Origin of the sequence: Mesorhizobium sp. M2E.F.Ca.ET.209.01.1.1 (assembly GCF_004010375.2) — a bacterium.
Lineage (GTDB): Bacteria > Pseudomonadota > Alphaproteobacteria > Rhizobiales > Rhizobiaceae > Mesorhizobium.
In genome coordinates this window covers 416,774-442,493 of sequence record NZ_SADP02000001.1, presented here as the reverse complement: position 1 = coordinate 442,493, position 25,720 = coordinate 416,774, and the positions used below count along the sequence as shown (strand labels likewise).

General features: G+C 63.6%; 35 protein-coding genes. 16 read left to right on the top strand and 19 right to left on the bottom strand.

What is annotated here, in order from left to right; translation table 11 throughout:
- The first annotated feature begins 10 nt into the window (after positions 1-10).
- Positions 11-643, top strand: coding sequence for a hypothetical protein (locus tag EN852_RS02285; protein ID WP_127864810.1), 633 nt, complete (start codon positions 11-13; stop codon positions 641-643).
- 184 nt (positions 644-827) lie between these two features.
- Here the strand turns inward: EN852_RS02285 and pqqE are convergent, their stop codons facing one another.
- The 7 genes from pqqE to EN852_RS02250 form a co-directional block, all read right to left on the bottom strand.
- A complete protein-coding gene (gene pqqE / locus EN852_RS02280) occupies positions 828-1,958 on the bottom strand; it encodes a pyrroloquinoline quinone biosynthesis protein PqqE (RefSeq protein ID WP_127864144.1) in 1,131 nt (376 codons plus the stop codon).
- Complete coding sequence (pqqD, locus tag EN852_RS02275; protein ID WP_127864145.1) at positions 1,955-2,251, bottom strand: pyrroloquinoline quinone biosynthesis peptide chaperone PqqD; 297 nt, start codon at positions 2,249-2,251, stop codon at positions 1,955-1,957. Before pqqD ends, pqqE begins: the two co-directional genes overlap by 4 nt.
- Entirely contained in the window at positions 2,248-3,006 is a 759-nt protein-coding gene (gene pqqC, locus EN852_RS02270) for a pyrroloquinoline-quinone synthase PqqC (protein WP_127864146.1), read from the bottom strand. Before pqqC ends, pqqD begins: the two co-directional genes overlap by 4 nt.
- Positions 3,003-3,941: a pyrroloquinoline quinone biosynthesis protein PqqB gene (pqqB, locus tag EN852_RS02265; protein ID WP_127864147.1), complete on the bottom strand. Its 939-nt coding sequence runs from the start codon at positions 3,939-3,941 to the stop codon at positions 3,003-3,005. The genes pqqC and pqqB overlap by 4 nt, the downstream gene beginning before the upstream one ends.
- Before the next feature lie 123 nt (positions 3,942-4,064).
- Positions 4,065-4,160: a pyrroloquinoline quinone precursor peptide PqqA gene (locus EN852_RS02260; protein ID WP_108702850.1), complete on the bottom strand. Its 96-nt coding sequence runs from the start codon at positions 4,158-4,160 to the stop codon at positions 4,065-4,067.
- A 49-nt stretch (positions 4,161-4,209) separates the two neighbouring features.
- Positions 4,210-4,728 (bottom strand): ferritin-like domain-containing protein, encoded by a 519-nt coding sequence (locus EN852_RS02255; protein ID WP_095820222.1) that lies wholly within the window; start codon positions 4,726-4,728, stop codon positions 4,210-4,212.
- Between the two features lie 206 nt (positions 4,729-4,934).
- Complete coding sequence (locus EN852_RS02250; protein ID WP_246694143.1) at positions 4,935-5,255, bottom strand: low affinity iron permease family protein; 321 nt, start codon at positions 5,253-5,255, stop codon at positions 4,935-4,937.
- Positions 5,256-5,498: 243 nt separating this feature from the next.
- Here EN852_RS02250 and EN852_RS02245 point away from each other — a divergent pair, with 243 nt between their 5' ends.
- Positions 5,499-5,846 carry a DUF768 domain-containing protein gene (locus tag EN852_RS02245; RefSeq protein WP_127874743.1) on the top strand — a complete coding sequence of 116 codons (348 nt, stop codon included), beginning with the start codon at positions 5,499-5,501 and terminating at the stop codon, positions 5,844-5,846.
- Here the strand turns inward: EN852_RS02245 and EN852_RS02240 are convergent.
- Positions 5,827-6,021 (bottom strand): hypothetical protein, encoded by a 195-nt coding sequence (locus EN852_RS02240; protein WP_127874742.1) that lies wholly within the window; start codon positions 6,019-6,021, stop codon positions 5,827-5,829. The two genes, EN852_RS02245 and EN852_RS02240, sit on opposite strands and share 20 nt — an antisense overlap.
- A gap of 238 nt (positions 6,022-6,259) precedes the next feature.
- Here EN852_RS02240 and EN852_RS02235 point away from each other — a divergent pair, with 238 nt between their 5' ends.
- Positions 6,260-6,505 carry a hypothetical protein gene (locus EN852_RS02235; protein WP_127874741.1) on the top strand — a complete coding sequence of 82 codons (246 nt, stop codon included), beginning with the start codon at positions 6,260-6,262 and terminating at the stop codon, positions 6,503-6,505.
- 59 nt (positions 6,506-6,564) lie between these two features.
- On the top strand, positions 6,565-7,545 hold the full coding sequence (locus tag EN852_RS02230; RefSeq protein ID WP_127874740.1) for an alpha/beta hydrolase: 981 nt from the start codon (positions 6,565-6,567) through the stop codon (positions 7,543-7,545).
- Here EN852_RS02230 and EN852_RS40705 read toward each other — a convergent pair whose 3' ends face one another.
- Positions 7,546-7,797, bottom strand: coding sequence for a hypothetical protein (locus EN852_RS40705; protein WP_189545661.1), 252 nt, complete (start codon positions 7,795-7,797; stop codon positions 7,546-7,548).
- On the opposite strand from EN852_RS40705, the gene EN852_RS02220 reads away from it, so the two are divergent.
- From EN852_RS02220 to EN852_RS02165, 12 genes are all read left to right on the top strand, one after another.
- Entirely contained in the window at positions 7,787-8,221 is a 435-nt protein-coding gene (locus EN852_RS02220) for a hypothetical protein (protein WP_127874739.1), read from the top strand. The two genes, EN852_RS40705 and EN852_RS02220, sit on opposite strands and share 11 nt — an antisense overlap.
- Positions 8,218-9,438, top strand: a complete 1,221-nt coding sequence (locus tag EN852_RS02215) for a divalent metal cation transporter (protein ID WP_127874738.1) — start codon at positions 8,218-8,220, stop codon at positions 9,436-9,438. Before EN852_RS02220 ends, EN852_RS02215 begins: the two co-directional genes overlap by 4 nt.
- Positions 9,438-9,797 (top strand): hypothetical protein, encoded by a 360-nt coding sequence (locus tag EN852_RS02210; RefSeq protein WP_127874737.1) that lies wholly within the window; start codon positions 9,438-9,440, stop codon positions 9,795-9,797. Before EN852_RS02215 ends, EN852_RS02210 begins: the two co-directional genes overlap by 1 nt.
- Positions 9,798-9,799: 2 nt before the next feature.
- Positions 9,800-10,129 (top strand): hypothetical protein, encoded by a 330-nt coding sequence (locus EN852_RS02205; RefSeq protein ID WP_127874736.1) that lies wholly within the window; start codon positions 9,800-9,802, stop codon positions 10,127-10,129.
- A gap of 162 nt (positions 10,130-10,291) precedes the next feature.
- Entirely contained in the window at positions 10,292-10,906 is a 615-nt protein-coding gene (locus tag EN852_RS02200; RefSeq protein ID WP_189545659.1) for a hypothetical protein, read from the top strand.
- Entirely contained in the window at positions 10,903-11,295 is a 393-nt protein-coding gene (locus EN852_RS02195) for a phage holin family protein (RefSeq protein ID WP_127874735.1), read from the top strand. Before EN852_RS02200 ends, EN852_RS02195 begins: the two co-directional genes overlap by 4 nt.
- Complete coding sequence (locus EN852_RS02190) at positions 11,292-12,158, top strand: DUF3618 domain-containing protein (protein WP_127874734.1); 867 nt, start codon at positions 11,292-11,294, stop codon at positions 12,156-12,158. The genes EN852_RS02195 and EN852_RS02190 overlap by 4 nt, the downstream gene beginning before the upstream one ends.
- Before the next feature lie 72 nt (positions 12,159-12,230).
- The gene (locus EN852_RS02185) at positions 12,231-12,740 is read left to right on the top strand and encodes a DUF892 family protein (protein ID WP_127874733.1); all 510 of its coding nucleotides are present in this window, start codon (positions 12,231-12,233) and stop codon (positions 12,738-12,740) included.
- Positions 12,741-12,873: 133 nt separating this feature from the next.
- Positions 12,874-14,049, top strand: coding sequence for a branched-chain amino acid ABC transporter substrate-binding protein (locus tag EN852_RS02180; protein WP_127874937.1), 1,176 nt, complete (start codon positions 12,874-12,876; stop codon positions 14,047-14,049).
- Positions 14,037-14,996: a PQQ-dependent catabolism-associated beta-propeller protein gene (locus tag EN852_RS02175; protein ID WP_127874732.1), complete on the top strand. Its 960-nt coding sequence runs from the start codon at positions 14,037-14,039 to the stop codon at positions 14,994-14,996. The genes EN852_RS02180 and EN852_RS02175 overlap by 13 nt, the downstream gene beginning before the upstream one ends.
- On the top strand, positions 14,993-15,718 hold the full coding sequence (locus EN852_RS02170; RefSeq protein ID WP_127874731.1) for an ATP-binding cassette domain-containing protein: 726 nt from the start codon (positions 14,993-14,995) through the stop codon (positions 15,716-15,718). Before EN852_RS02175 ends, EN852_RS02170 begins: the two co-directional genes overlap by 4 nt.
- Positions 15,715-16,521, top strand: coding sequence for an ABC transporter permease (locus EN852_RS02165; RefSeq protein ID WP_127874730.1), 807 nt, complete (start codon positions 15,715-15,717; stop codon positions 16,519-16,521). The genes EN852_RS02170 and EN852_RS02165 overlap by 4 nt, the downstream gene beginning before the upstream one ends.
- Here the strand turns inward: EN852_RS02165 and EN852_RS02160 are convergent, their stop codons facing one another.
- Genes EN852_RS02160 through EN852_RS02115 form a run of 10 tightly spaced genes read right to left on the bottom strand, consistent with a single transcriptional unit; the run spans position 16,522 to position 25,695 of the window.
- Entirely contained in the window at positions 16,522-16,938 is a 417-nt protein-coding gene (locus EN852_RS02160; protein ID WP_127874729.1) for a c-type cytochrome, read from the bottom strand. It lies immediately after the preceding gene.
- A complete protein-coding gene (locus EN852_RS02155) occupies positions 16,919-17,797 on the bottom strand; it encodes a cytochrome c oxidase assembly protein (protein WP_127874728.1) in 879 nt (292 codons plus the stop codon). The genes EN852_RS02160 and EN852_RS02155 overlap by 20 nt, the downstream gene beginning before the upstream one ends.
- Positions 17,794-18,135: a hypothetical protein gene (locus tag EN852_RS02150; RefSeq protein ID WP_127864167.1), complete on the bottom strand. Its 342-nt coding sequence runs from the start codon at positions 18,133-18,135 to the stop codon at positions 17,794-17,796. The genes EN852_RS02155 and EN852_RS02150 overlap by 4 nt, the downstream gene beginning before the upstream one ends.
- 1 nt (position 18,136) lies before the next feature.
- Entirely contained in the window at positions 18,137-18,742 is a 606-nt protein-coding gene (locus tag EN852_RS02145) for a cytochrome c oxidase subunit 3 (protein ID WP_127874727.1), read from the bottom strand.
- Complete coding sequence (gene ctaD / locus EN852_RS02140; RefSeq protein WP_127874726.1) at positions 18,739-20,715, bottom strand: cytochrome c oxidase subunit I; 1,977 nt, start codon at positions 20,713-20,715, stop codon at positions 18,739-18,741. Before ctaD ends, EN852_RS02145 begins: the two co-directional genes overlap by 4 nt.
- A complete protein-coding gene (gene coxB / locus EN852_RS02135; protein ID WP_189545657.1) occupies positions 20,712-21,725 on the bottom strand; it encodes a cytochrome c oxidase subunit II in 1,014 nt (337 codons plus the stop codon). The genes ctaD and coxB overlap by 4 nt, the downstream gene beginning before the upstream one ends.
- Positions 21,722-22,255: a c-type cytochrome gene (locus EN852_RS02130; protein ID WP_127874725.1), complete on the bottom strand. Its 534-nt coding sequence runs from the start codon at positions 22,253-22,255 to the stop codon at positions 21,722-21,724. Before EN852_RS02130 ends, coxB begins: the two co-directional genes overlap by 4 nt.
- On the bottom strand, positions 22,252-23,055 hold the full coding sequence (locus EN852_RS02125; RefSeq protein ID WP_246694165.1) for a substrate-binding domain-containing protein: 804 nt from the start codon (positions 23,053-23,055) through the stop codon (positions 22,252-22,254). The genes EN852_RS02130 and EN852_RS02125 overlap by 4 nt, the downstream gene beginning before the upstream one ends.
- 46 nt (positions 23,056-23,101) lie before the next feature.
- Positions 23,102-24,976, bottom strand: a complete 1,875-nt coding sequence (locus tag EN852_RS02120; RefSeq protein WP_127874723.1) for a methanol/ethanol family PQQ-dependent dehydrogenase — start codon at positions 24,974-24,976, stop codon at positions 23,102-23,104.
- On the bottom strand, positions 24,973-25,695 hold the full coding sequence (locus EN852_RS02115; protein WP_127864172.1) for a heme-binding protein: 723 nt from the start codon (positions 25,693-25,695) through the stop codon (positions 24,973-24,975). The genes EN852_RS02120 and EN852_RS02115 overlap by 4 nt, the downstream gene beginning before the upstream one ends.
- Positions 25,696-25,720 lie beyond the last annotated feature (25 nt).

The window sequence follows — 25,720 nt, the reverse complement described above, 5'->3', positions numbered from 1 at the left end:
TTTATCCGATATGCCCGGGCGCCAAAAAACCGAACCGACCGCCAAGTTGATCGCTGAGTGGCCGCTTTTGCCTGCGGCGACTTTGGGATCGTCCATGCGGGCGAGGGGCATTTTCCTCGAGATCCGCGCGCGCCTTCCCGCGCCGCTGAGAAAGCTGCTCCACATCGAATCCCGTGTGCTTACTTTGCGGCTCCCAGATGGCTCGGATGCCGACCCTGACGCGGCAAGGGCGATCGTATCCAAAGCCATGCGCGACATCGAAGATCTGCCGGTCATCCCTCGCGAGGTCGAGGATATCCTGACGATCTCGTCCGGCGAGCGGCACCGCTGGCTAAAGGACGGTCGGCTTCAGAGCGCCGGGACGCGAACCGTGAAACTTCGCGGCCGGGCGAGGAAGATCACTTTCCACGTGTTTGACCCGCGCCACATCGAGGATGTGCTCGACCGAGATCTGGTCACTGTCTGGCGTGATGAAGACGCGGCGACAGCTGCCGAGAACCGGAGACGCGCCGCCGCAAGGGCAGCTCTGAAGCGCTCCCAAAAGAATCGCGGCGGGGCCGCAAGTAACACCGACGAGAGTCGGAACGATGCGCCCCGCCTGAGAGGTTGGGAAGATTTCGATATCGACGGCCTTTTACGCTGAGGGAATTGCCCGCCAACGTGCTTCCAAGCGACGCGTATATCATTGGCCGAGATGGACCGTCGCTTCTAGTGCGTTTCACCGTTTCATAGAAACGGCGAAACGCCCTATCTATTTGTTTTTACGCAATTCCGGGCGGAAAACCGCGCACACTTTTCCTGGAATTGCTCTAGCCGAAGCCGGGCCCCTATCGGCGGCGATTGTTGCCACCGTCAAAGTTACGTCCTATCCGGCGATACATGAAAGCATCGTCGCCGGCGGTATTGCTGCGCCGCGTTTCATCGACCAAGGTGGCCATACGGGCGTGTGCTGTCGACTTGATGCAGGCTGGATCTGTTGCGGCGGCATCGCCGACAATCGCCAATGCCTGACAGCGGCAGCCACCCCAATCGACCTCGCGGCGCTCGCAGCTTCGACACGGCTCCCGCATCCACTCGGTGCCGCGGAAGGCGTTGAATGCCGGTGAATCGGTCCAGATTTCGGCGAGGCTGCGGTCTCCGAAGCGCTCGAAGCGCAGCGAGGGGATCGTCTGGGCGGCGTGGCACGGCAACACGGTGCCGTCGGGAGTCACCATGAAGGCGTCGCGCGCCCAGCCGCCCATGCATGGCTTGGGGTAGATGGCGAAGTAATCCGGTGTGACGAAATCGATGTTCATGATGCCGGCTAGCTGTTCCTGGGCAGCCGCGACGATGTCGGCCTGCCGGTCGACGGCGGCACGGTCGGGCATCAGCAAATCGCGATTGGCGAGCGCCCAGCCGGAATATTGGACATTGGCGATCTCGAGCCGCTCCGCATCCAAGGAGAGGGCAAGGTCGATGAATTCCGGCACCTCCTCGATATTGTGGCGATGGACCGGCGCATTGATGGTGAGAGGCAGCCCGGCCGCGCGGGCGCGGTGCGCCGTCTCCAACTTCTTCTCATGGCTGCCTTGGTGGTTGCCGATACGGTCGGTGGTCGCCGGACGGGCGCCCTGGAAGCTCAGTTGCAGGTGGTCGAGACCGGCTTCGGCAAAGGCCTCGATGCGACCTTCGGCAATGCCGACGCCGGCGGTAATGAGGTTGGTGTAGACGCCAAGCGCCGAACACGCTGCGATCAGCTGTTCGAGGTCGCGGCGCAGCGTCGGTTCGCCACCGGAAAGATGCACCTGCAGGACACCGAGATCGGCGGCCTGTGAGAAGAGATCGAGCCAGGTCTGCGTGTCGAGTTCGCGGTTGGCCTTCAGCAGTTCGAGCGGATTGGAGCAATAGGGGCACCGCAGCGGGCAGCGATGCGTCAGTTCCGCCAGCATGCCGATCGGAGGCAGAAGTGCCTCGCTCACAGCTTCACCAAAAGCTTGTCCGACCACTCCTGCAGGAAGGCGACAACATCGTCCGCTACGTCCTGCGGATCGGCGTCGTAGTCCGCCGCAAGATCGGCGATGATGCGCTCGACGGTGGATTGCCCGTCGCAGCGGCGTAGTATGTCGAGGCTGATGTCGTTCGGCCAGAACACCTTCTCCGGCGAAAGCACGGCGAAGGCCAGTCGCACGGGATCGTACTGGATGCGCACATGCCTGGGCAGCGATGGCGCCGACCGCAACGACACGATGGCTCTTTCGCACAGCGCCGTCATGAGGCCGCCTCGGAGCGGAAGGCGCCGGGCGGTATGTTTCCCGGCGCGCCATAGGCATGCTGGAGCGCATCGAGCATGGCCCAGAGTATGTCGCATTTGAGCACCAGCGCATCGATAGCCTGCTGCTGGCGCTCGGGCGTGTCGGCGTGGGCGAGCACATAGGCGAGAGCGAAGTCGGCGTCGCGCGCTGCCTGTTCGGGCCGCCGGCTGAAATAGACCAGCGTATCCTCGGTGATGTAATCATATTTGGCCAGCATCGCCGGCACCCGCTCGCCGATGATGCTCGGCGAGAACATTTCCGTCAGCGACGACGCGACCGCCTCGAGCAGCGTACGGTCGGTGCAGAAAGAAAGGTAGGCGCCGACGGCGAAGCGGGTCGCCGGCAGCGCCAGCCTTTCGCTCTTGACGGATTCGGCATCGAGCCCAAGCGAGGTCGCCAGATGCAGCCAGCGCGCCATGCCGCCGCTCCAGCCGTCCTCGCCGTCGTGATCCTCGATGCGCTTGCGCCAGGCGGCGCGGAACGCCGGATCCTCGGCGCGCGCCAGGATCATTGCGTCCTTGCGCGGAATCACGGCTTGGTAGCAATAGCGGTTCAGCGCCCAGGCCTGCATCTCGGCCTTCGACAGGGCGCCGACGGTCATTCTGTGATGGAAAGGATGGCGGTTGTGATAGCGCTCGTCGCCGATCCGCCGCAGCACGGCCTCGAGCTCGCTCTTCGACAGTCCGTCTCGCGCCGCGTCGTGGAAATCGCTCAAAATTCCATCTCCATGCCATCGGCGGCGACTTCCCAGCCAGCCGCCTTGACCGCCGAGTGCTCGGCGGAATTCTCGTCCAGAACGGGATTGGTGTTGTTGACGTGGATGAAGATACGGCGACCGATCTTCACATCGGCGAGAGCGGCGATCGAACCCGCTTCTCCCGACATTGCGATATGCCCCATGCGTGCACCGGTTTTCTGGCCGACGCCGGCCGTGATCATCTCGTCGTCCGTGTAGACGGTACCGTCGAACAGAAGGCAGGCGGCTCCGGCGAGGCGCTCGCGCAGCGCGGCATCGATACGCGCGCAGCCCGGAACGTAGAAGACGGCGCCGCGACCGTCGGCCCCGCTGATGCGGACGCCGATCGTGTCGCCCGTGCCGGAGCTGAAATCGGCGGCGGGGTCACTTCTTTGCTCGAGATAGAGCGCGACCTTGCCGGGCACCGGAAAGCTGCCGACGACCACGCCGGTCGGGTGGCCGTCCGCGCCGCAGATCGCCATCTCTTGCGTCGGCGCCAGCAGGCGCCGTGGTACGATTGCCGGATCGAGGACATTGAAAATCGAATTAGCCTTCAGCGTCGCCAGCACCTGCGCCGTGGCATAGATCGCGAAAGGCTGTCGCTCACGCAGGCTGAGCAGGCCGGCGACATGGTCCACGTCGGCATTGGTCAGCACCACAGCGCGGATGGGCGTCGAACGCAGAGGTGCGTCGGCCGCGGGATGCAGCTCAGGCGTTTGCGCAATCTGCTGGCGGATGTCGGGCGATGCGTTGAACAGAACCCATCCTGTCCCGTCAGCCGACGCGGCAACGGATGATTGGGTTCGCGACTGCACGCCGGGCATGCAGGTGCGAGCCGCGCGGCTCAGGCGGTAATTGCAGTTCCATTGCGGAAAGCCGCCTCCCGCCGCCGATCCGATGATCTTCACGCGCATGGCAGTGCATGCCCAGCGGTCAACTGACCGGCACCACGTTTGCGACTGCGATCGATTTGCGTCCGCGTCTCCTGATATCGCAAAGAATTGCATGCCCCGTTGAGGGGGCATGCAATTCACGAGCTACTTTTTCGGCCGGATTTCAGCAGGCAAATATCGCGAAATCTCGAAGCCCGCAGCCACCTGACACATGGTTGGTTTTTTCCAGGTCTTCTTCATCGAGTTCTCCTTTCTGCAACCATAAGGACCGACGGCCGCCGGTAGGTTGCTAGGCCGCCTGCAAAGCACGTTGATTGGCGTCGTTCTCACCAAGAGCGTTGAGCGCCTCGTCGGTTGCCGACTCTTCCTTCAAAGTCTGCCGGAGCAGCGGAAGAGCATCCTTGAGACCGAGCTGTTCGGCCCATGCGATCAGCGTGCCGTAGCGCGCGATTTCATAATGCTCGACCGCTTGGGCGGCACCAACCAGCCCTGCGTCAAGCGCCGGCTCGTCCTTGTACTCTTCAAGGATTTCCGAGCCCTCCTCGATGATGCCGTCAATGGCCGGGCAGGTCTTGCCCCTGGCCGGCTTGCCGAGCATGTCGAAGACTTGCTCCAGGCGATCCACCTGGTCTTCAGTTTCCTTGAGGTGCTTTTCGAAAGCGGCGCCTATCTTTTCGGACTGAGCTGCTTTCGCCAGCTTTGGCAAAGCCTTCAGGATCTTCTTTTCCGCGTAGTAGAGGTCTTTTAGTCCGTCCAGGAACAAGCTTTCCAAGCCGTTCGAGGTCGCGGTCGAAGCTTTCTTCGGCATTTTTTGGATCCTCCTTGGGTGTAGGGATGTGCCTGCGGCACTCTCCCTAATCCGCTCGACGACCCGAAGTTCCGACAAGATCGCGGTGTTGCGTCAGCGCGGTCGCGGTGGCCGACGCAAACAGGCTCGTCACCTCAAGAGTGTCATCATTGCTAACAACGTGCTCACAACGACTTAGCTCCGAAGGCAGTCCGATTAAGGAGACGTCAACTTCCGCCTCGTCCGACATCGCGCATCCGCTCGATTTCCTCCGGCTCCTTGTCGTCCATTCCGGCGATCTCGTTGCGAGCCTTGTCGTTCGCCTTGATCAGCTCATCGAGCTTCGCCTGCAGCGCTTGGGTGTCGCGATGCTCGGCCCTCTGAATAAACAGCGTCATTGCCCAGGTGATCAGCGTCGCGGCGCCGTGCCAGTCAAGCGTCTCCCGCTCGAAGAGGAACCAAGCAACAGTGTAGCCGCCCAAAATCAAAAAGGCCGCCGGTCGGGACGTCAGCGTGCCGACCTTGGTCAGCGCTTCGCGAAGCTGCAATGTTGCCATGCCTGCGAACGGCTGAGAGCAATCCGGGTTCCCGCTGGAATTGGACTGGAACCAAGCTCGGGATGGGAACGTCCCCCTCGTGTCAAGCGCTCTCGCCGTGGAAAGCCATCGAGTGTTCTCGCCAGAGTGTTCAAGCTCCCCACCGTCCAGCGATCCTTTCATTCCCCACGGTTTAGGTTTACGGGAACATCAGCGTCATCGTCCAGTTATCTCGCGTCGAGGAGGAGGTGCTCCATGAACGCGACAAAGGAATTCCTGCGCAGCTGGCTGGAAGAGAATGTCGGCAACTTGCCACCCGACACCGAGATCAGCGTTCCAATGCTGGCGCAGCAATTCGAGCAGGATGCCGACGCCGCCGGCTACGGCCGCGAGGTGCGGGAGCAGGAGGTGGGCAATATTGAAGACGCGATCCAACGTGCGCTGGACAAAACCGGCGAGGAAAACAGAGGGTCGGAATCCAGTCCCGTTGAAGAGAATTCGCTGGCGCCTGTGATCAATGCCCTGGAAGCCGTTGAGCCTGAACAGGGTGATGCCGAGGGGTCCGGCAGGCCGGCCGACTCGTCTAGCGGGTCTCCTTGGTAAGCGCCGCGATTACCGCGTCCAGGACCGCCTTTGGGCAGGTCTCTCCTTCGCGAAGCGCTTCGAACAACGAGGTCACCACGCTTTCCAGCGTTCCGCCGTGATCCTTCGACAGTTTCGAAGCTGCTTGCGTGAGCGCTTCGAATTCCAAGAGACTGAGTGGAGAGTGGCGCGTCATGGTTCCTCCGTCGCGAGGCGGACGCAGGAGGCAACCGGACGCTTGCCGCACTCGTAGAGCCGAAGCGATTCAGCCTCAACCACATTTGTTGCAAGAGCAGCTGTTGCTTCTGCCCGGCTGTAGAGCAGTGGCGAGGCCGGTCCCGCCGCGCACGGAACAAAGCCCGGCCACAGAGGTTTGGCCGGCTCAACCTGCCCGGAAGTCAGCAGACGTCCGATGAATGCGGAGAAGGTGCTCAATGACGAAGCCCCGCCAAGATGACGATCCCGCTCGATCCACCCCAAGTAGGGATCGGACCGGCCAGCAAACAGGAACGGACAGGGATTCGCCGCAAGAAGATCCGGTTGAAGGCTCGCGCAAGGTTGTGGATCGCGAGCTCGCCCGGCAAAAGCCGTCGACCGGGGCTGGTAAGGACGAGGCCGAGCAGAGTCTGCGCGACCAAATCGAGGAAGAGACCGAGCTGCCTCAGAAGGGGTCGGCCTGATAGGCAGCGCACCACTGCAAAGTCGCCTGTTTTCGCCACCCCCGCCTTGATTTGCGACCATGACGGCAAAGTCCAGGAAGAACCTGCTTTTGTTGCTTGCGGCGACCACGGCTGGCTTGGCGCTCTACAACAATCTCCTCGCGAGACGGGCATTGGATGCACGCCTGCTCGGGCGCTTCATCGATCTCGGCGGAACGAAGCTGCATTTCCTGGAGGCGGGCAATGGGCAACCGCTTCTGCTGTTGCACGGCAATGGCGCCTCCGCGGAAGACTTCACGACAAGCGGCATTTTTGACAGAGCCGCCGCCAGATATCGCGTACTTGCCTTCGACAGGCCCGGCTTCGGCATGAGCACACGCCCGGCAGGCAGACCTTGGACTGCAGCCGCCCAGGCCGACCTCATCGATGCCGCGGTCGCGAAACTCGGCATCGAGCGCTACATGGTTGTCGGCCATTCCTGGGGGGCAGCGGTGGCGCTTGAGATGGCGCGCCGGCATCCCCGGTCGGTTGCCGGCGTCGTTGTCGTCGCCGGTTATCATTACCCGTCGCCAAGATTGGCGCTTGCCATCTCCGCGCTGCCGGCGGTTCCGCTGATCGGGACTGTGCTGCGCCACGCGGTGCTTCCTTCGCTGGTCAGGCTGAACTGGCGCTGGGCGATGAGGAAGATTTTTCATCCGGCAACGATCGCGATCCCTTTCGCGACAACGACAAGAGGGTTGGCGAGCCGGCCCTCGCAGCTGCGATCCATCTCCGCTGAATCCTTCCTGATGCTGGCATCGGCACTTTTCCCAAATCGCAGATATGCCGACATCGCCGTCCCTGTCGGGATAATTGCCGGCGCCGGTGATCAGCTGTTCGATGCCAAGGCCGAGGCGCTGCGGCTGCAATCCGAGATAAGCCATTCACTTCTGGATATCGTCCCGGATGCCGGACATATGGTGCATCAAAGCAGTCCGGCGGCGATCCTGGCGATGATCGACAAGGTTGCGGCTCTTGCCAATATTGGTGACATGACGAAGCAGCCGGCTCGTACGATATGATCAAATCCGCGGCCCGCGGAACAAAGTACCACGGCCGAGTTTCGGCTGGTTTCCGACGGAGAACCAGCCACGTTTTTTACCGACAAGAAATTGCAATTCCCGGCCTGGGTAGAAAAGCCGAACCATGTTGTCGCGCGCGCCCTGCAGCAGGCAGTCGGTGGCGCAAATCCCCAACACGGAGGAACTTTCCTGTGGGTGCGGCTTTATCATCGTGATTTCAAGAAATTGCAACGAGTGAAAGATGTTGCGCACCGTTGCCCGGCCGTGCCGGGTCTTCCTGCCTCTGCTGGCGCTGGCGGTTGCCTCCTGCTCCTCGTCTGAAACCGTCGACCAGCAATCAAAGCTTGCAGCATCGACGGCCCAGGCGGCGGTGCTGGTGAGCGATGCCTGGCTCGCCGGCGCCGCGCCGTCCCGCTACGCATCGTCTGCCTTGCAATCCTTCGCCAAGACACTCGCCGACGCCGGCCGGCAAGTGGAATCGGTGTCTCCGTCCGACGAGGCAAAGCGGGATGAACTGGCAAAGGCTCTCAGCCGGCTGTCGAACGCGGCAAAGCAGGCCAAGAACGCGGTCGAGGCCGAACAGCACGCCGAGGCCGCCCAGGCGCAACAGGAGCTTCGCGCCGCGCAAGGCGATCTCGCCACTGCCTATCGGCAGTATTTCTCGCCGGGCCGATGAAGAAGCTGCTGGAGATATCGCTCGGTGTCGTGACCAGCGTCGGCGGCTTCCTGGAGGTCGGGTCGATGGCGACGGCGGCACAGGCCGGCGCGCTGTTCGGCTTCCAGCTCATCTGGGCGATCGTGCTCGGCACGATCTGCATCATCTTCCTGGTCGAGATGGCCGGCCGTTTCGCTGCGGTCAGTCATCACACCATCGCCGACGGCATCCGCGAAAGGTTCGGCTTCAATGCGTTCATCTGGCCGCTGCTTGCAGTCTTGCTGGTCAACTTCCTGGTGCTTTCCGCAGAGATCGGCGGTGTTGCCATTGCCGCCGAGCTTGCCACGGGGATCAGCTTCCAATGGTGGGCCTTGCCGGTCGCTTTCCTGGCGTGGCTGCTGCTGTGGAAAGGCACGTTCGGCCTCATCGAGAAAGGGGTGTCGATGCTTGGCCTCGTCACGCTCTGCTTCGTCGTCGCGGCCGTAATGCTGCGCCCTGAATGGAAAGAGGTGGCTGTCGGCGCCGTGCCCAGCCTGCCGCACCACGACACGGCAAAATACTGGTTCATGGCCGTCAGCATTCTCGGCGCCTCGATCTCGCCCTACCTTTTCATGTTCTATTCCTCGGGCGCGATCGAGGATCAGTGGGACAAGAGCTATCTTGGCACCAATCGCGCGATCGCCGGTCTCGGTATGAGTTTCGGTGGCACGATCTCCGTGGGCGTTCTGATCGTGGCCGCGCTCGTGCTCGGCGCTCATGGCGTTAACGAGGTGGACGACTACAACCAGCTTCCGCTGATGCTGATCCCGATATTCGGCTTCTGGGGCTTTGTCCTTTTCGTTGCTTCGCTGGCCATCGCCTGCTTCGGCGCCGCTCTGGAAGTGGCTCTGCAGCAGGCCTATCTCGTCGCGCAGGGGTTCGGCTGGAATTGGGGTGAGGATCTCAAGCCGCGCGACGATCCCGGCTTCAGCCTCGTCTACACGCTGACGCTCTTCCTCGCCGCCGTTCCGATAGCGCTCGGCCTCGATCCGTTGAAGCTCACCATCTTCTCGATGGCGCTGACGGCGGCCAGCCTGCCGCTGACGGTCGTGCCGTTCCTCTTCCTGCTGAATGACGAACGCTATGTCGGCCAGCACCGCAACGGCGTGGTTTCGAACGCTGCGGTGATCTTCGTCATCGCGCTCGGCTTCGTGCTGGCGGTGGTGAGCATTCCGCTGCAGATATTCGGAGGCACGTGATGCAGTTGCTGCGCGACATACTGGACAAGCAGGTCGTCGATCGCGAGCAGATCAAGATCGGGAAGGTGGATAGCATTGTCGCCGAACTGAAGCCGGGCAAGCCGCCCACGGTAAGCGCCGTTGAACTCGGCTCGATTGCGCTGGCGCGACGGCTTGGCTCGACGCCCGCAAGATGGACCGCGAAGCTCGCGGCAAGGCTGAGCGGCAGGCGGCAGGCACGGCCGCACCGGATCGCGTGGAACAAGGTGCGCGATATCGGCGTCGATATCGAGTTCGACATCGACGTGCGCCGGACCAGGATCTTCGCCTGGCAGGACTGGCTGCGCGAACATGTTGTCGGCCGAATCCCCGGAGCGTGAGCATGGCGACCGTGCACCTCGATCACCTTGCCGGCAGGCACGTGTTCTCCGAGCACGGCAGGAGCATCGGCTATATCGAGGAGATCATCGCCGAGCGGGACGGCAGCGATCTTGTCGTCACCGAATTCCATGTGGGGATCTTCGCCGCGTTCGAGCGTTTGTCCGCTTCGACCATCGGTACGGCGCTGCTCGATTTCTTCGCGTTGCGACAGCGTGAAGGCCTTTATCGCATTCCCTGGGGCAAGCTCGATATTTCCGATCCGGCGCGCCCCAGACTGCTCTGCAGCGACGAGGAGCTTGCCGCTTTCAAGGCGCAGCCCGAGGGCAAATGACGATTTGCTAAAAAGCTGTGCGTGCGGGGGAACATAGCAGCCGGCGCGAAGTTCGGATTGGCATGGAGGAGGCTGCGCCATGAACAGTGTCATCTATCTCATCGGTCTGATCGTCGTCGTGCTCGCGGTGCTTTCCTTCCTCGGGTTTCACTAGGAGGCACCATGCAGCGCGAGAACGATCGGGGCCGCGAGCCGGCCGACTTTGCCACGGCGAAGGACGAAGTTTCCGACAGGATCCAGCAAGAAACGCAAAGCGCCGGCGAAGCGCTCCACGATGCCCGTGACGAGGTCGCCCGCAGGGCCAGCGCATTTGCGGGCGAAGCCCAGCAGGCCGTCGCCGAAAAAGCCGAGGAGGCGCAGCGCGATATCGGATCGAGCCTGTCTGCTTTCGGCGGCGCCCTGCGCGCCGCGAGCGATCACCTGGCCGAGAGCGATCAGAGCGCGGCCTCGCAGTTCATGCAGGAGGCGGCGAGCGGGCTGGAAAGGCTGTCCTCCTCGTTGAAGGAAAAGCCGTTCGGGCAGGTGCTCGAAGACGTGCAGTCTTTTGGCCGTCAGAATCCCGGAACGCTCCTTGCCGGTTCGGTTCTGGCGGGGCTTGCGCTTGGCCGATTCATCAAGGCTTCGCCGCCCGGAACGCGCGGCACGACGCAGGGCGCGGCCACGCCTGGATATCCCAGCCAAACCGGCACGGAAACGAGCGCCGGCCGGGATAAATCTCCAGCCAACTGGGGTTCCGAGGGCGGCATGCCAGGGAAGGCAGCGGAGTTGAAGAAATGAGCACCCAGGATAATCCAAGTCTCGGCACATTGGTCGCCGATCTGGCGCAACAGGTAAGCAGGCTCGTGCAAACGGAGGCCAGGCTCCTAAGGGCGGAAATCTCGGAGAGCGCGACCAAGGCCGGCGCAGGCGCCGTCGAGGTGCTGGGCGGTGCGGTATGCCTGCTCGCCGCGCTTTTGATTTTGCTGCAGGCGCTTGTCATCGCCCTGGCTCGGCTTGGCCTGGGCGCCGGGTGGTCCGCGTTGCTCGTCGGCGTGGTGGTTGCCGCTCTGGGCGTGATCCTGTTGCGGACGGGCATGGCAAGCATGGCGCCGGCTGAGCTCGCGCCGGACCGCACACAGGAGCAGCTCAAGCGTGACGTGAACGTGATCAAGGAACAAGCGCGATGACAGACAAATCCGCAGCCGAGCTCGAACGCGAGGCGGAAGCCACGCGCGCAAGAGTGGTGGCGACCGCCGACTCCATTCGCGACAAGATGACCCCCGGCCAGCTCTTCGATGAGTTCACTGGGCTTCTCAGGAATGGCACAGGCTCCGACATGCTCCACAACCTGAAGGTCCAGGTTCGGGACAATCCGTTGCCCCTGACCGTGATCGGCGCGGGCCTGGCCTGGCTGATGTTGGGCAGCGGCGCTTCGACCGCGTCGGCTGGTGCCGATGGCGTGACGCGGCGCGGTCCCGGGCTCGATCACGGAGCATTCGGTGCGGGAATGGGTTCCAGGGTCTCGGATGCGGCCGACTCTGTTGGCGAAGCGGCCAGCGGAGCGACCGCAACTGTCTCGGGAATGGCAAGCGAAGCAGCCGGTACAATGTCGGACATGGCAAGCAGCGCTGCGGACACACTCGCAAGCTCGGCGGCAGCCACGGCCGATATGGCGACAAGCGCTGGCCGGTCCGCGCACAATCTGCTTCAGGACCAGCCTCTCGCTGCGGCGGCCGTCGGCCTTGCCGTCGGAGCTGCGATCGGCGCCATGCTGCCTCACACGGAAGTCGAGGATGAGCGATTGGGTGCCTATCGCGAGAGACTTCGGGAAAGCGCCGAAGAGACTTTGAAAGAAGGCCTCGACGCCGCAAAGCAGGTCGCGGCCGAAGCCTACCAGACCGCGAGCGACGAGGCCGGACGGCAGGCGTCGGGCGAAGGGACACTGGCCGATAAGGTTAGCGATGTCGTCAAAGCCACGGCCGACAAGACCGACGAGTCGGTGCGCCAGAAGCTCTCCGATTCCGATCCATTCTCCTCGCGGAAATCGTAATCGGAACTCACGTTCAAGGAACAATGCACGCCACCGGCGGTTCGGGCGGCGTCAGATCGATGGAGACATTAAATGGCTGAATCGCGCGAATGGCTTGTCCAATGGTTGAGGGACGCTCACGCCATGGAGGAGCAGGCAGAGACGATGCTGTCGGGACAATTGAGCCGGATTGAGAGCTACCCTCAGCTCAGTGACCGAATTCGTACTCATCTGGAAGAGACGAAAGAGCAGGCAAGGCGGCTGAAGAGCTGCCTGGACCGACTCGACGAAGGATCGTCCATGCTGAAGGATGCAGGCGGCAAGCTGACCGCCACGGCGCAGTCGATCAGCGGCGTGTTTGCCGGCGACGAAGTCATGAAGGGCTCGCTGGCGAGCTACACTTTCGAACATATGGAAATCGCCTCGTACACGATCCTCATCGCCGCGGCCAATGCCGCGGGCGAGGCCGAAATTGCCCGCGTGTGCGAACAGAACCTGCGTGAGGAGGAAGCGATGGCCGAGTGGCTGAAGAGCAACCTGCCGCAGGTCACAGAACAGTTCCTGGCGCGGGCAGACATGGACAGCGACAGCGCGAAACGCTGACATTGGAAGCAGGAACAATCGGAGGTTCCACGAGTCCAGGAACATTCCTTGCTGAAAATCATTAGGTCGCTGCGGTCCTGGAGTTCCCGTGGCGATTTCGAACATCCAACTTGGCTTGCTCGACCTGAGCCGCATGCGGCTCGCGCTGGCGTTTGTCGGTCTGCTCGCTATCGCCTTCCCCGCGCTTGCCGGGCCGCAGACGATGGTGATCGGCTATCTCGGCGAACAGCGCAAACTGCCTCCACCCCTAGGGCCGTTGGACGAGGCCGTCACAGACGATGGCCTGCAGGGCGCCAGGCTGGGGATCGCCGACGACGCCGGCACCGGCCGCTTTCTCGGCCAGCAATTTCGTCTGCAAGAAAGGGTTCTCAAGCCGGGCGAAGCACCTGCCGAAGCTGTCAACGCATTCGCAGCCGCCGGCATTAGCTTCGTCGTTGCCGATCTCGATGCCGCGCAATTGCTGCAGGCGAGCGCAGCGCCTGGTGCCCAGCGAATGACGCTCTTCAACAGCCGCGACCCTGATGACAGCCTGCGTCAGGAGGACTGCCGAAGAAACGTTCTGCACACCATTCCGAGCCGCGCCATGCTGGCCGACGCCCTGGCGCAATATCTGGTCTGGAAGCGATGGCAGCACTGGTTCCTGCTGACTGGTCCGCATCCCGGCGACGTGGCCATGGCGGCGGCCTTTCGGCGCGCAGCGACGCGGTTTGGGGCGCAGATCACCATCGACAAACCTTGGACGTTTCGGCCCGCCAACGGCCGCGCCGACACCGGACATGTCACGCTCCAGACAGAGATCCCTGCCGCAACGCAGGTCGGCGACTATGATGTTCTGGTCGTCGCCGACGAAGCCGACGAATTCGGCGCTTATCTCGAGGGGCGCACCGCCTTGCCGAGGACGGTGGCCGGGACGCAAGGGCTGGTCGCAACCGGCTGGAGCGCGGTCGACGAAGAATGGGGCGCCACACAGCTCCAGGACCGCTTCCACAAGCAGTCCGGACGCTGGATGCTGCCCAGCGACTACGCCGCCTGGCTGGCGGTCAGAAGCATCGGCGAGGCGGCAACGCGGCTCCACAGCCTCGATCCGGCCGCGATCGCAAAGTATCTGCGCAGCGACGATTTCCTGCTCGCCGGCTTCAAGGGGCAAGGGCTGAGTTTCCGTCCGTGGGACGGGCAGATGCGCCAGCCCATTCTGATCGCAGGCCCGCGGCTGCTTGTTTCCAGTTCCCCGCAACCGGGTTTTCTGCATCAGCGCACGCCGCTCGACACTCTGGGTATCGATCTGGAGGAGAGCACATGCAAACTCTGATTGCGCTCGTGCTGGTGGCAATCCTTGTCCCTCCTGCGGCGGCCGAGACGATTTACGTCTCCAACGAGCAGGATAATACCGTCACGGTCGTCGACGGTGCGACCATGACACTGCAGGCGGCGATCGATGTCGGCCGGCGCCCGCGCGGCATGGCGCTTTCGGTCGACAAGAAGATGCTCTTCGTTGCCGAAGGCGACGACAACCGCATCGACGTGGTCGATCTCGCCAAGCGGCAGGTCGTCGGTCAACTGCCTTCGGGCGCCGATCCGGAATTCTTTGTCGTGCACCCGGACGGCAAGCGGCTCTTCGTGGCCAATGAGAACGACAACCAGGTCTCGGTGGTGGATATAGCTGACGCGAAAATCATCGGCACAGTCGATGTCGGCGTCGAGCCGGAGGGGATGGCGATCAGCGCCGATGGCCGGACCGTCGCCTGCACGTCCGAGACGACGAGCATGGTCCATCTCATCGACGCCGCTACGCTCGAACTCATCGACAATCTGCTCGTCGACACGCGGCCGCGCGCCGCGGCGTTCTCGGTGGACGGCAAGCAATTATGGGTGTCGTCCGAAATCCGGGGCACCGTCACGGTCTTCGACACTGCGACACGCGCTCAAACGGGCAAGATCGAGTTCGAGGTGCCGGGCATTCGGCGTGAGGGCGTGCAAGCGGTCGGCATCGAGATGTCACGCGACGGCGCGACTGCCTATGTCGCGCTCGGCCCAGCCAACAGGATTGCCGAGGTCGACACGAGGACATTCACGGTCAGGCGCCTCTATCTCGTCGGCCAGCGGCCCTGGCATGTCGCGCTCTCCGGCGACCAGAAGCAACTGATCAGCGCCAACGGCAACTCCGGCGATATCTCCTTCATCGACCTGGAGAACCAGGAGGTCGTGAAGTCGCTGCCGGTGGGGCGCGGTCCATGGGGAGTCGTGATCGGCCCATGAACGCCCTGGCGATCGAGAATCTTAGCCACAGCTTCGGAAGCCGGCAGGTTCTCCAGAATGTCTCGTTCACTGTGGATGAGGGCAGAATTTGCATCCTGCTTGGCCGTAACGGCGCCGGTAAGACAACGTTGTTCTCGCTGATCACCGGTCTCTACTACGCGCGCGCCGGGCTGGTGCGTGTGTTCGATATGGCGATGCAGGCGAACCCGTCCGCCGCGCTTGCGCAAATGGGCGTCGTCTTCCAGTTGCCGACGCTCGATCTCGATCTGACGGCGGGCGAGAACTTGCGCTACCACGCCGCGCTGCACGGGCTTCCGACGGAACTGAGCAAGGCGCTCTCGCGGGAGGAATTGAGCCGCCTCGAAGTGCTGGACAGGATCGACGATCGGACCCGCACGCTATCCGGCGGCCAGCGCCGGCGCGTGGAGATTGCGCGGGCGCTGATGCACGGCCCGCGCCTGCTGCTGCTCGACGAGCCGACCACCGGGCTTGACGTGCCGGGACGGCGCGCGCTCGAGCAGCATGTAAGGGACCTTTGCCGGGAACGTGGCATCGCCGTCCTATGGGCGACGCATTTTCTCGAAGAAGTAGCGGCCGACGACGACGTCGTAGTGCTGGATCAGGGTAGGGTTTGCTGGACCGGCCCCGCGGACCGCATCGCGCCCGTACTCGGCGTAGGAAGCGTCGCTGAAGCATTCGCCTTGCTGACGGGTTCGCCATGAAAGTCGACCACGCATTACGAGCACTCGACGGCATCTTGCGGCGGGAAATGCTGCGCTCGCTGCGGCAGCGCGCGCGCCTTTTCTCCGCAATGGTGAGGCCGCTGGTCTGGCTGGCGATTTTCGCGGCCGGCTTCCGCTCCGTTCTCGGCCTGTCGATCACGCCGCCCTACCAGACCTATGTTCTTTACGAGGTCTATGTAGTGCCTGGGCTGGCGGCCATGATGCTGCTGTTCCATGCCATGGCGAGCTCGCTGGCCATGGTCTATGACCGCGAGATGGGCAGCATGCGCCTGTTGCTAACGGCTCCTCTGCCGCGCTGGTACCTGCTTGCCGCGCGCCTTCTTGCCAGCGTGATTGTCGGCCTGCCGCTCGTATATCTGTTTCTTTTCGTAGCGCGCTTCTGGGACGTGCGGCCGCCGATCCTGGGCTATGTCGCCGTGTTCCCGGCGCTCGTGCTGTCGGGCTTGATGCTCGGCGCGTTCGGTCTGTTGGTCTCCTCGATGTCCACTCAGATGGAAAACTTCGCCGGCGTGATGAACTTCGTCATCTTCCCGATGTTCTTCGCCTCGACAGCACTTTATCCGATCTGGCGCCTCGCTGAAGCCGGTCCGGTGCTGGCGACGATCGCCGCCTGGAATCCGTTCAGCTCGGCGGTCGAGTTGATCCGCTTCGCGCTCTACTTGCGCTTCGACATGGTTTCCATGCTCGTCGTTGTCGCCTGTCTCGTGGCATTCTTCCTCGCGGCGGTGGCCGGCTATGATCCCGGCCGCGGCCTGTGGTCCCGGCGCGGCGGCGAGGGCTGATCATCTGAGCGCATAGAGATAGGCCGCGATGTCGCGCGCCTGCTGCTCGGTGATCCTTGTCGAGGGCATGGCGGTGTGCGGGTTGATTTCCCGTGCCGAGCGGATCCAGCGGATCAGGTTCTCCGGGTTGTTCGCCAGCACACCGCCGATATAGACGCGCCCGGCAAGGCTGCCGTCGAGCCGCGGCCCGACCTGGCCTTGCGCCCCCGGCACGCCGGGAATCGTATGGCAGCCTGAGCAGCCATTCGCTGTCATGATCGGAATGGCCCGCGCGCCCACGCCGCCGGTCGCCACGTCCGACTCGTGTTGGACACGCTCGCGCCGGTCGAACCACAAGGTCGTCGCCGCGATTACGACCACCAGAAGCACGATCGCGACGAGGACGCCCCCGAGCAGCCTAGCCAGGTCGGAGCGCATGGGCCGCCTCCCTGGTTCCGCTGTTGCTTATCCAAAGGCCGGCGAGCAGCAGGGCGGCTCCGCCGTAAATCAGCCCGGCCGGCACCCACATCACCAGCCCGGCGAGTTGCTGATCCTCGAGCGGGCTCAGGCGCCAGAGCGCGGCGCCGGAGGCGTTCTCCGGATACCAGAGTTTTGGCGAGACCAGCAGCAGGACGCCGAGCAAGCCGGTGTGAAGCGAGGTGAAGAAAAGATGCATGACGGAAATGCCGTAGGTCTGCTGTCGGCCGGAACGCGGCAGAAGCACCGACCAGAACAGCAGGGCGGTGCCGAGGAAGCTCGCATGCTGCGCATAATGCAGCACACCCTGCTGCAGCGCTACCTCGAACAGCACCGGGACATGCCAGATCCAGATTGCTATCCCATGAAGGATCGTCGCGCTGAGCGGGCGAGCGGCGAAGACCCAGAGCGCCTGCAGCACCTTGCCACGGGTGAGCTTTCCCGTTCCTCGACGGAGTGTGGTTGGCAATGCCCACATCAAGGCCGCACTGGGGCAAGCGGCGACAAGAAGCGGCGCCGCCACGGCCATCAGCAATTCATGCTCGATCATATGGGCAGAAAACACCCGCTCACCGAGCGCATGGATGGGGCTCACCAGAGCAACGGCCAGCACGCCCCAGCCGGCCGCGAACAGCAGAGCTTGCCGCAGCCGTTCGGGACGGCCGCGGCCGCTGCGACGCCATAGACGGCCCGCGCCGATCCCATAGATCAGAGCGATCGCTGCCAAGGGAAGCGTGATGGGAAACGCCAATGTCCATCCGGCGTCCGGCGCGCCGGCGCCGTAGCATATCGAGGTCGAGAAGAAGGTGTCGAAGCTCATCGCAGGCACTCGTCGAGGATGAGCGCGGCGCTGCCCTGCATGATGATGACGAGGGCGAACAGCAATGCGGCGAGAATGCCGAGATTGGCGACGAAACGCTCGGTGTCTCGCGTGCGCTCCGGTTTGAATGCCGCGCCGCCTTGCCGCTTAGCCCGCCATGACAGCGCGCCGCCAAGCAGGGAAAACACCGCGAGCAACAGCGCCACCGGTAGCACCACCTGGACCTGGCGATTGCACTGCCAATGCACGAGGGCGTAGTTCACCTGCGTCGAGATTGCCCAGGCCAAAGGGCCCGACAACAAACCTCCCCATGACGTGCCCAGCCGCAGCGCGCGCATCTCAGCCTAACCTCGGCAGCCAGTAGATGAGCAGGTAAATCGGAATCCAGGTGAGGACCACGAAATCCCAATAGAAGGCATTGTCGCCGACATCGCCAAAGCGACGGCCGCTATAGCCATGGTGCGTGAACATCAGCACCGTCAGGACAATCGTGTCGCCAACATCGGTGATCAGATGCGTGGTGTGGAGACCAAGCAGCACCCAGAGCATCGAGCCGTAGGCGTTCGTGTCCCAATAGATATTCAGGGCGGGGAACTCGAACCACCGCACGACAAGAGGCGCGAGGCCGAGCAGCGACATCACCACCATGCCGATCCTCACCGGCCCCATGGCGCATTGCTTGGCATAGCGATTGAGCATGTGGTTGGGCACCAGACTGACGACGAGAAGCAGCGTCACGATCGTTCCCGGCCAATGATTGGGATGCGGAGCGCTTAGGCGCCAGTTGGGCCACAACGTCGCCAGATAGAGATAGGCGCCAGCGGCCAGCGCGAAGCCCATGCCTTCCAGTGCCATGAAACCGAGCGTGCCCCACCAGGTCGGGCTACGCGGGCCATGCCCAAAGGTCGGGAGGCCGGCAAGATCCATGGCGGGACGCTGGTTCATTCCTCGTCCTCCGGATCGCCCTTGGGCCAGAACCAACCGACCAGGGTGACGGCGATCGGCGCGGCGCCCCAGACGATCGCCCATGGCGTGAAGATCGAATAGAGGAAGGTGGCCCCGACCGCGATCGCCGCCAGCAGCGGCCAGATCGACGGCGTCGCCGATTTTTCGCGGATGTCGGGATAGGCTTCCGCGACGGTGGAGACGAGCAATTCGCGAACGTCGACGCGAAGCCCGGTCGCGACGGGAAGCGCCCCACGTTCGGCCCAGAGCGGCTCGACATTGGTAACGACTGGAATGCGGGCGAAATTATAGCTGGGCGGCGGCGAGGACGTCGCCCATTCAAGAGTGCCCGCGTCCCAGGGATTGTCGCCCGCGGGCGCGCCCCTTAGCGCGCCATGGACCAAGTTGAAGGCGAACAGCACGAAGCTCAGGAAGAAGAGCACCGCGCCAGCGCTGATGAAGAGATTGATGTTCCCCCAGCCGAGCTCGGCCGGATAGGTATAGACCCTGCGCGGCATGCCCCACAGGCCGACGATGTGCATGGGGAAGAATGCCGCGTTGAAGCCGATCATCGCCAGCCAGAAATGCCAGCGCCCGAGGCGCTCGCTCATCATGCGGCCGGTGATCTTGGGGAACCAGAAATAGGCGGCTGCGAGCAGCGGGAAGACCGAGCCGCCGATCAGCACATAGTGGAAGTGAGCGACGACGAAATAGGTGTCGTGCACCTGCAGGTCGAGTGGCACCGAGGCGAGCATGACGCCGGTAAGGCCGCCGATGACGAAGGTGAAGAAGAAGCCGAAGACGAACAGCAGCGGCGTGCGGATCACCGGCCTGCCGTCCCAGAGAGTGGCCAGCCAGCAGAAGATCTGAACGCCGTTGGGGATGGCAATCAACATGCTGGACGCGGTGAAGAAACTCGCGCCCAGCTTCGGCAGCCCGGTCGCGAACATGTGGTGGACCCAGAGGCCGAACGACAGGAAGCCGACCGCGATCAGCGACAGGACCAGCCCGAGATGGCCGAAGGCCGGGCGGCGGGCGAAAGCGGGAATGATCGCCGAGACCATGCCCGTCGCCGGCAGGAAGATGATGTAAACTTCGGGATGGCCGAAAAACCAGAAGAGATGCTGGAACAGCAGCGCGTCGCCCCCCTCGGCCGGGTTGAAGATATGCGTGCCGACGAGCCGGTCGAGGATCAGGAAGGTCGAGGTGATCATCACCGCCGGCATGGCGAAAACGACGACGAAGGACGTGACCAGCAGCGCCCAGACATAGAGCGGAATCTTATCCAGCGACATGCCCGGTGCGCGCTGTTTCAGTACGGTCACGATGGTCGCAACCGCGACCGCCAGTGAGGACACTTCAGTATAGGTGATCATCTGCGCCCAGACGTCGGCGCGCTTGCCTGGACCGTATTCCGGTCCGGACAGCGGCACATAGGCGAACCAGCCGACATCCGGCGCCATCGCGAGGGCGAACGACACCCAGGCGAACAGGCCACCCGAAAGATAGACCCAATAGCTGAAGGCGTTGAGGCGGGGAAATGCGATGTTGCGGGTGCCAACCATCAACGGCACCAGGTAGATGCCGGTCGCCTGCACGATGGGCACGGCGAACAGGAACATCATGGTGACGCCGTGCATCGTGAACAGCTGATTGTAGAGATCAGGGCCGACGAGCCCGCGCCGCGGGCCTGAGAGCTGGACGCGCATGACGACGGCGTTGAGCCCGCCCAGACACAGGAAAAGGAAAGCGGTGATCAGATAGCGGCGTGCGATGACCTTGTGATCGACGCTCGACAGCGCGCCGATGATGCCGGGGGGCGTGCGCCATGTGCGCGCCAGCCAGCGATGCAGGCTGGCATCGTCCATGCCTGTGTCGCGCGGTCCGTCACGCTCTGGCGCTATATCGCCTTTGGCGGACGTTTCGCGCTCTGGCGTCAGATCGCGTTCGCTGGTGAGATCCGCGCTGCTCATTTCAGCCCCTCGAGATAGGCGACAATGGCGTTGAGTTCGTCGCCGCTCAGATCGACCACCGGCATGTGCGAGCCGGGCTTCACGCCCTGTGGGTCGGCGATCCAGGCGGCGAGATTGCCCCGGCTCATCGTCAATGTCCCGGCCGCGAGCGTCTGCCGGCTGGCGACATGGGTGAGATCGGGCGCGACCGTTCCGCCGGCAGGCGTGCCGCCGATCTTGTGACACATCACGCAGGGGCGTTTCAGGAAGAGCTCCCCGCCGGCTTTTGCCTCGTCGCTCGTTGGAGCAGCGGCCGGCTGCAACTGGTCGTTCCACCAGGCGTCGAATTTTGCGCGCGGCTCGGCGATGATGAAGGTGCCCATATTCGCGTGCTGCGCGCCGCAAAACTCGGCGCATTGGCCCCGGTAGATGCCAGGCTTGTCGGCCTTGATGTCGAGCACATTCATTCGGCCGGGAATGAGGTCGAGCTTGCCGGACAGGCTTGGGACCCAGAAGGAGTGGATAACGTCGGTCGAGGTGAGAAGAAGCCGCACAGGTTCGCCGGCGGGAATATGGATCTCGTTCGCCGTGGTCAGGATGCGGCTCGGCGTGGCATCCTCGTAGCGCACCTCCCACCACCATTGATGGCCGGTGACGCGAATGGTCAGCGCGGCGTCCGAGCCGATCGCCGCAAGCGTCCTGTTGGCGAAGAAGCTGAGCAAGGTCAGCCCGACCAGGATCACGGCGGTCAGCCCGACGGCAATCATCACCACGCGCAGCTTGCGACTATCGGCGCCGGCATCCAGCGCAAGCGGCTCGGCATGTTGCCGCGACCGCATCAGCAACGGCACGGCAAGGGCGGCCATCACCAGCACCCACACCACCGCGCACAGGCCGGTGAAGAACCAGATCAGCCATGCGAGTTCGCTCGCCGCCGGGCCTTTGGGGTCGAGCGCCGATTGCCACCCTGCGCATCCCTGAAGAAACAGGGTGATTGCCGTGGCGAACGCAATCGATGCGAGGCGTTTCACGGCGACTTCCCCAGCGTGGCGGCATCCGGCATGCGGTTTTCGGACGGATGCACCATCATGTCGTCATTGCGCGAGGGCGCGGCGGAGGAGGGCGCGTTGCCGCTCAAGGAGCGAACGAAGGCCGCAAGCTCCCAGATCTGGTCGTCGGGTATCTTGTCGCGGAAGCTCGGCATGCCGTTCGGACGGCCGTCGCGGATCGTGGCATGGATGCTTTCCATCGAGTCGCCGTAGATCCACTTCTCATCCATCAAAGCAGGGCCCATACCGCCGCCGCCATTGGCATGGCACCCCGAACAGTTGAACCAGCCGAACAGGCGCTTGCCTTCGCTCAGATGAAAGGCATTGGCCTCGAAGCTCGCCGCTTTGTTGTCCGTGGGGGATGGCCGCTGCCCACCAGGTTCCAGCGTCGTCACCGGCGTCGGCCGCTCGCCGGAGCCGAGCGCCGATTGCGGGCGCGTGTCCCGCTCTTCGCGCTGGCAGGCAGCAAGGGCCAGTGATGCGAACAGGAGCAGTGCGATGACCGGCCTCATCGCACCGGGCTCCCGGAGGCATCGAGGCGCGGCACGCCATATTGAGCCAGCAAGGCGTCTATCTCGGCCTTGTGCCTGGCCAAGGCGCCGTTCACATCGCCGCGTAGCGCATCGTCCTCGCGGCGCACGCCCATGGAGATGTCGTAAATCATGGGCAGTTGCGGGCCGTCTATGCGCGGCGTGACCGGCGTGATGCGCAGCGGCACCTTCTGCTTCTGGGCGAAATAGCCGGCGAGCGGACCCCAGACCACGGCAAGATCGATCTCGCCGTTCGCCACCGCATCGACGATGCGCGCCGGCGGATTGGGAGCGGCGTAGTCGCCATAGACGGGGTAGCCGATGAGATGCCCGACGATGCCGCGGCGGCCAAGCGCCCGGACAGGAGGCGAGTTGGCACCGTCGTCGCCGATGAGTTGAACGCCGATACGCAGGCCGCGCAATCGCGGATCGTTGAAGGAGGTCACGTCCGGGCCGTCCTGGCGCGTAAGGAAGACATAGGACGACCGGTAGTAGGGCGTGGTGGTGCGCAGCATTTCGAGATTGGCCGGCGTGCCGGGCACGAGGTCGCACAGCCCCGCCTTCAGCGTGTTGCGCACGAAGCCACGGCGCTGCGCCCACCAAGTATAGGTCAGTTTGGCGCCGAGATCGTCGGCGATGATCTCGGCGATCCTGTTCTCGAAACCCTGACCGGCCGCGTTGGAGAAGGGCAAGTTGTTCGGGTCAGCGCAGACCCTGAGCTCGCGAGCGCTGGCGGTCGCCGGCAAGAGTAGCAAGGCGAGCGCGGCGATGCCGAGCGCGATGCGCGTGAGCAGCTTCTGGGCCACGCCGTGGATCAAGCCGAACACATCAGGGCAGACGGAACACATACAGCGTGCCTCCCGCCGTGGTCGCGTTCTTCAGGTCCTTCATGACATTGACGAAACCGAGCGCCGCGGTGGCGTCGCGCGGGTCGAGGTCGCCCGAAACGATGGCGCCGGCCCAGCCGCCGACGCCGGATAAGATGGCGACATATTGGTGGCCGTCCGGGCCGCGATAGGTGATGGGTTGGCCTATGATGCCGGACGAGGTCTTGAACTGCCAAAGCAGGTCGCCGGTCTTGGCGCTCACCGCCTTGAACCAGCCTTCCATCGTTCCGTAGAAGACCACGTCGCCGGCGGTCACGACCGCGCCGCTCCACACCGGGAAATTCTCTTTAAGGCTCCAGGCGGGTTTTTCGGCGGCGATATCCCAGGCCGTGAAGGCGCCGCGATTGCCGCCCGGCCCGGGGATCATGCGGACGTTCATTCCGACATAGGGCGTGCCGGCGATGTAGTTCACCTCGACGCCCTCTTCGTCCATGCACAGATTGTTGTGCGGGATGTAGAGCAGGCCGGTCTTCGGCGAAAAGGCCGAAGGCTGCCAGTCCTTGAGGCCCGAGGCGGTCGGGCAGATGTCGCGGACAACCTTGCCGGTACCCGTCAGCTTGTCCGGGTTTTCTATCAGGCGGCCGGTCTTGAGGTCGACGCCCTTGCTGGAATTAACGGGGCCATAAGGTTTTGCGGACAGGACTTCGCCGGTCGTCCGGTCGAGGACGTAAAGATAGCCGTTGCGTTCCGGGCGGACGAGCACCTTGCGCGGCTTGCCCTGCCAATTCATGTCGAGCAGGACCTGCTCGTTGATGCCGTCATAATCGTGAAGATCGTGCGGGGTCCACTGGTAGAACCATTTCGCCGCTCCGGTATCGGCATCTCGGGCAAAGATGCCTGACGTCCATTTGTTGTCGCCGGGCCGCAAATCGGGATTCCAGGGGCCGGGATTACCGGTGCCGTGGAAGATCAGGTTGAGATCCGGATCGTAGGAAATCCAACCCCACATGTTGCCGCCACCGATCTTCCAGGCTTCCGGCGGCCATGTCGTGACGCCGAGGTCCTTGCCCTTGTCCATGTCGTAATGCGGCTTGAAGTCGGGTCCGATCAGCACCTCCTTGTCGGGACCGGTGTTGTAAGCCGTCCAGACGACATGACCGTCGCCGGCGTCGAGCGCCTTGACCCAGCCGCGCACGCCCATCTCGCCGCCGGAATTGCCGACGAGCACTTTGCCCTTCACCACCAGCGGCGCCATGGTGATGGTCTCGCCAATATTGATGTTGGCGATATGGGCGTTCCAGATCGGCTGGCCGGTGTTCGCGTCGAGCGCGATGGTGTGGCCGTCCAGCGTGTTGAAGAAGATGCGCCCGTCCGCGAAGGCCGCGCCACGGGTGACCACGTCGCAGCAGGCAACCCCTTGCGCGGCCGGCTCGGGGTTGGGCTCGTATTTCCATTTCATCGGCGCGCCGGGCTTGGAGAGGTCGAGCGCGTAGGCGACGTTCGGAAATGGCGTCACGATATACATCGTGTTGCCGATCACCAGCGGCGCCGCTTCCTGGCCCTTGTTCACCCCGGTCGAGAAGGTGAAGGCGACCTGCAGGTTCTTGACGTTGCCTTCGTTGATTTCGGCAAGCTCGCTATAGCGGGTCGAGGCGTAGTTCTTGGCCGGCATCGTCCATTGCCCGTCATCGGGCGGTGCGGCCGTGGCAGGCGGAGAGATCGCAGGTGCTGGCGGGGTCTGTGAAGCGGCCGTCAGCAAGGGCGCGCAGACCAGCAGCGTGGCAGTAAGAACGCCAAAATGTTTTCGAAATGCCGGCGCGCGGTCCGTACATACCGGGTCACCGCAGAATGCTGCAAGTTGCATTGCTTGCTTCATTTCGGCGTCGAACCTCCGACGCCGGAGCCGATTTCCGCCGCAATGTCGGCCTCGTGGCCGGCGCAAAGCGGATGACCCCAGCCGGAGGCGCTTTTTCCGCCGGGATCGAGATCGTAGATGATGGCGTCCTTGCGATTGGGATTAACACCCGCAGGAACCTTGTCCAAGCCGAGGGCCGCGCGAACGCGCCAGGCGACATTATGGTCCGCGCAGGAGGAATCGCCGCTGACACCGAGGCCACCGACAATGGCCTTGCCGTCATACAGAGCCAGGCCTCCGCCGAACACGACGAGGCCTCCGATCGGTTTGCCGATCAGCGGGTCACTGGCGCTGCCGAACGTCTTCGGATCGCCTGTGTAAGCCGCTGCCTGGTTGACGGGGTTTGTGGCCTGCAGGCCGAACAGCGGCCCACCGGGCTGCACCCCCGCGTAGAGATTGGCTGTCGAAAGCGCCATGTTCGCCAGGCTGAGCCCATTGGCCGTGTTCGCTTTCTCGGCCGCAATCAGCCGGCTGCCCGGCCACTGCGCATCGGCCGTCGGCCCGCTGAAGGCGACCGCGCAGACGGTGCCGTCGCGAGCTACGATCGCTGCCCATTCATTGGTCTCGAAGCCGCCATTCGCGGGGCCGCCGCTCGCCTTGACATTGGCCTTCAAGGCCGAGAGCAGCTTGTCGTGATCGGCCGGGCAGGGCGCCTGGGCCCGAGCAGTGCCTTGCTGCATCGAGCCAAATGCCAAGACAAGCAGG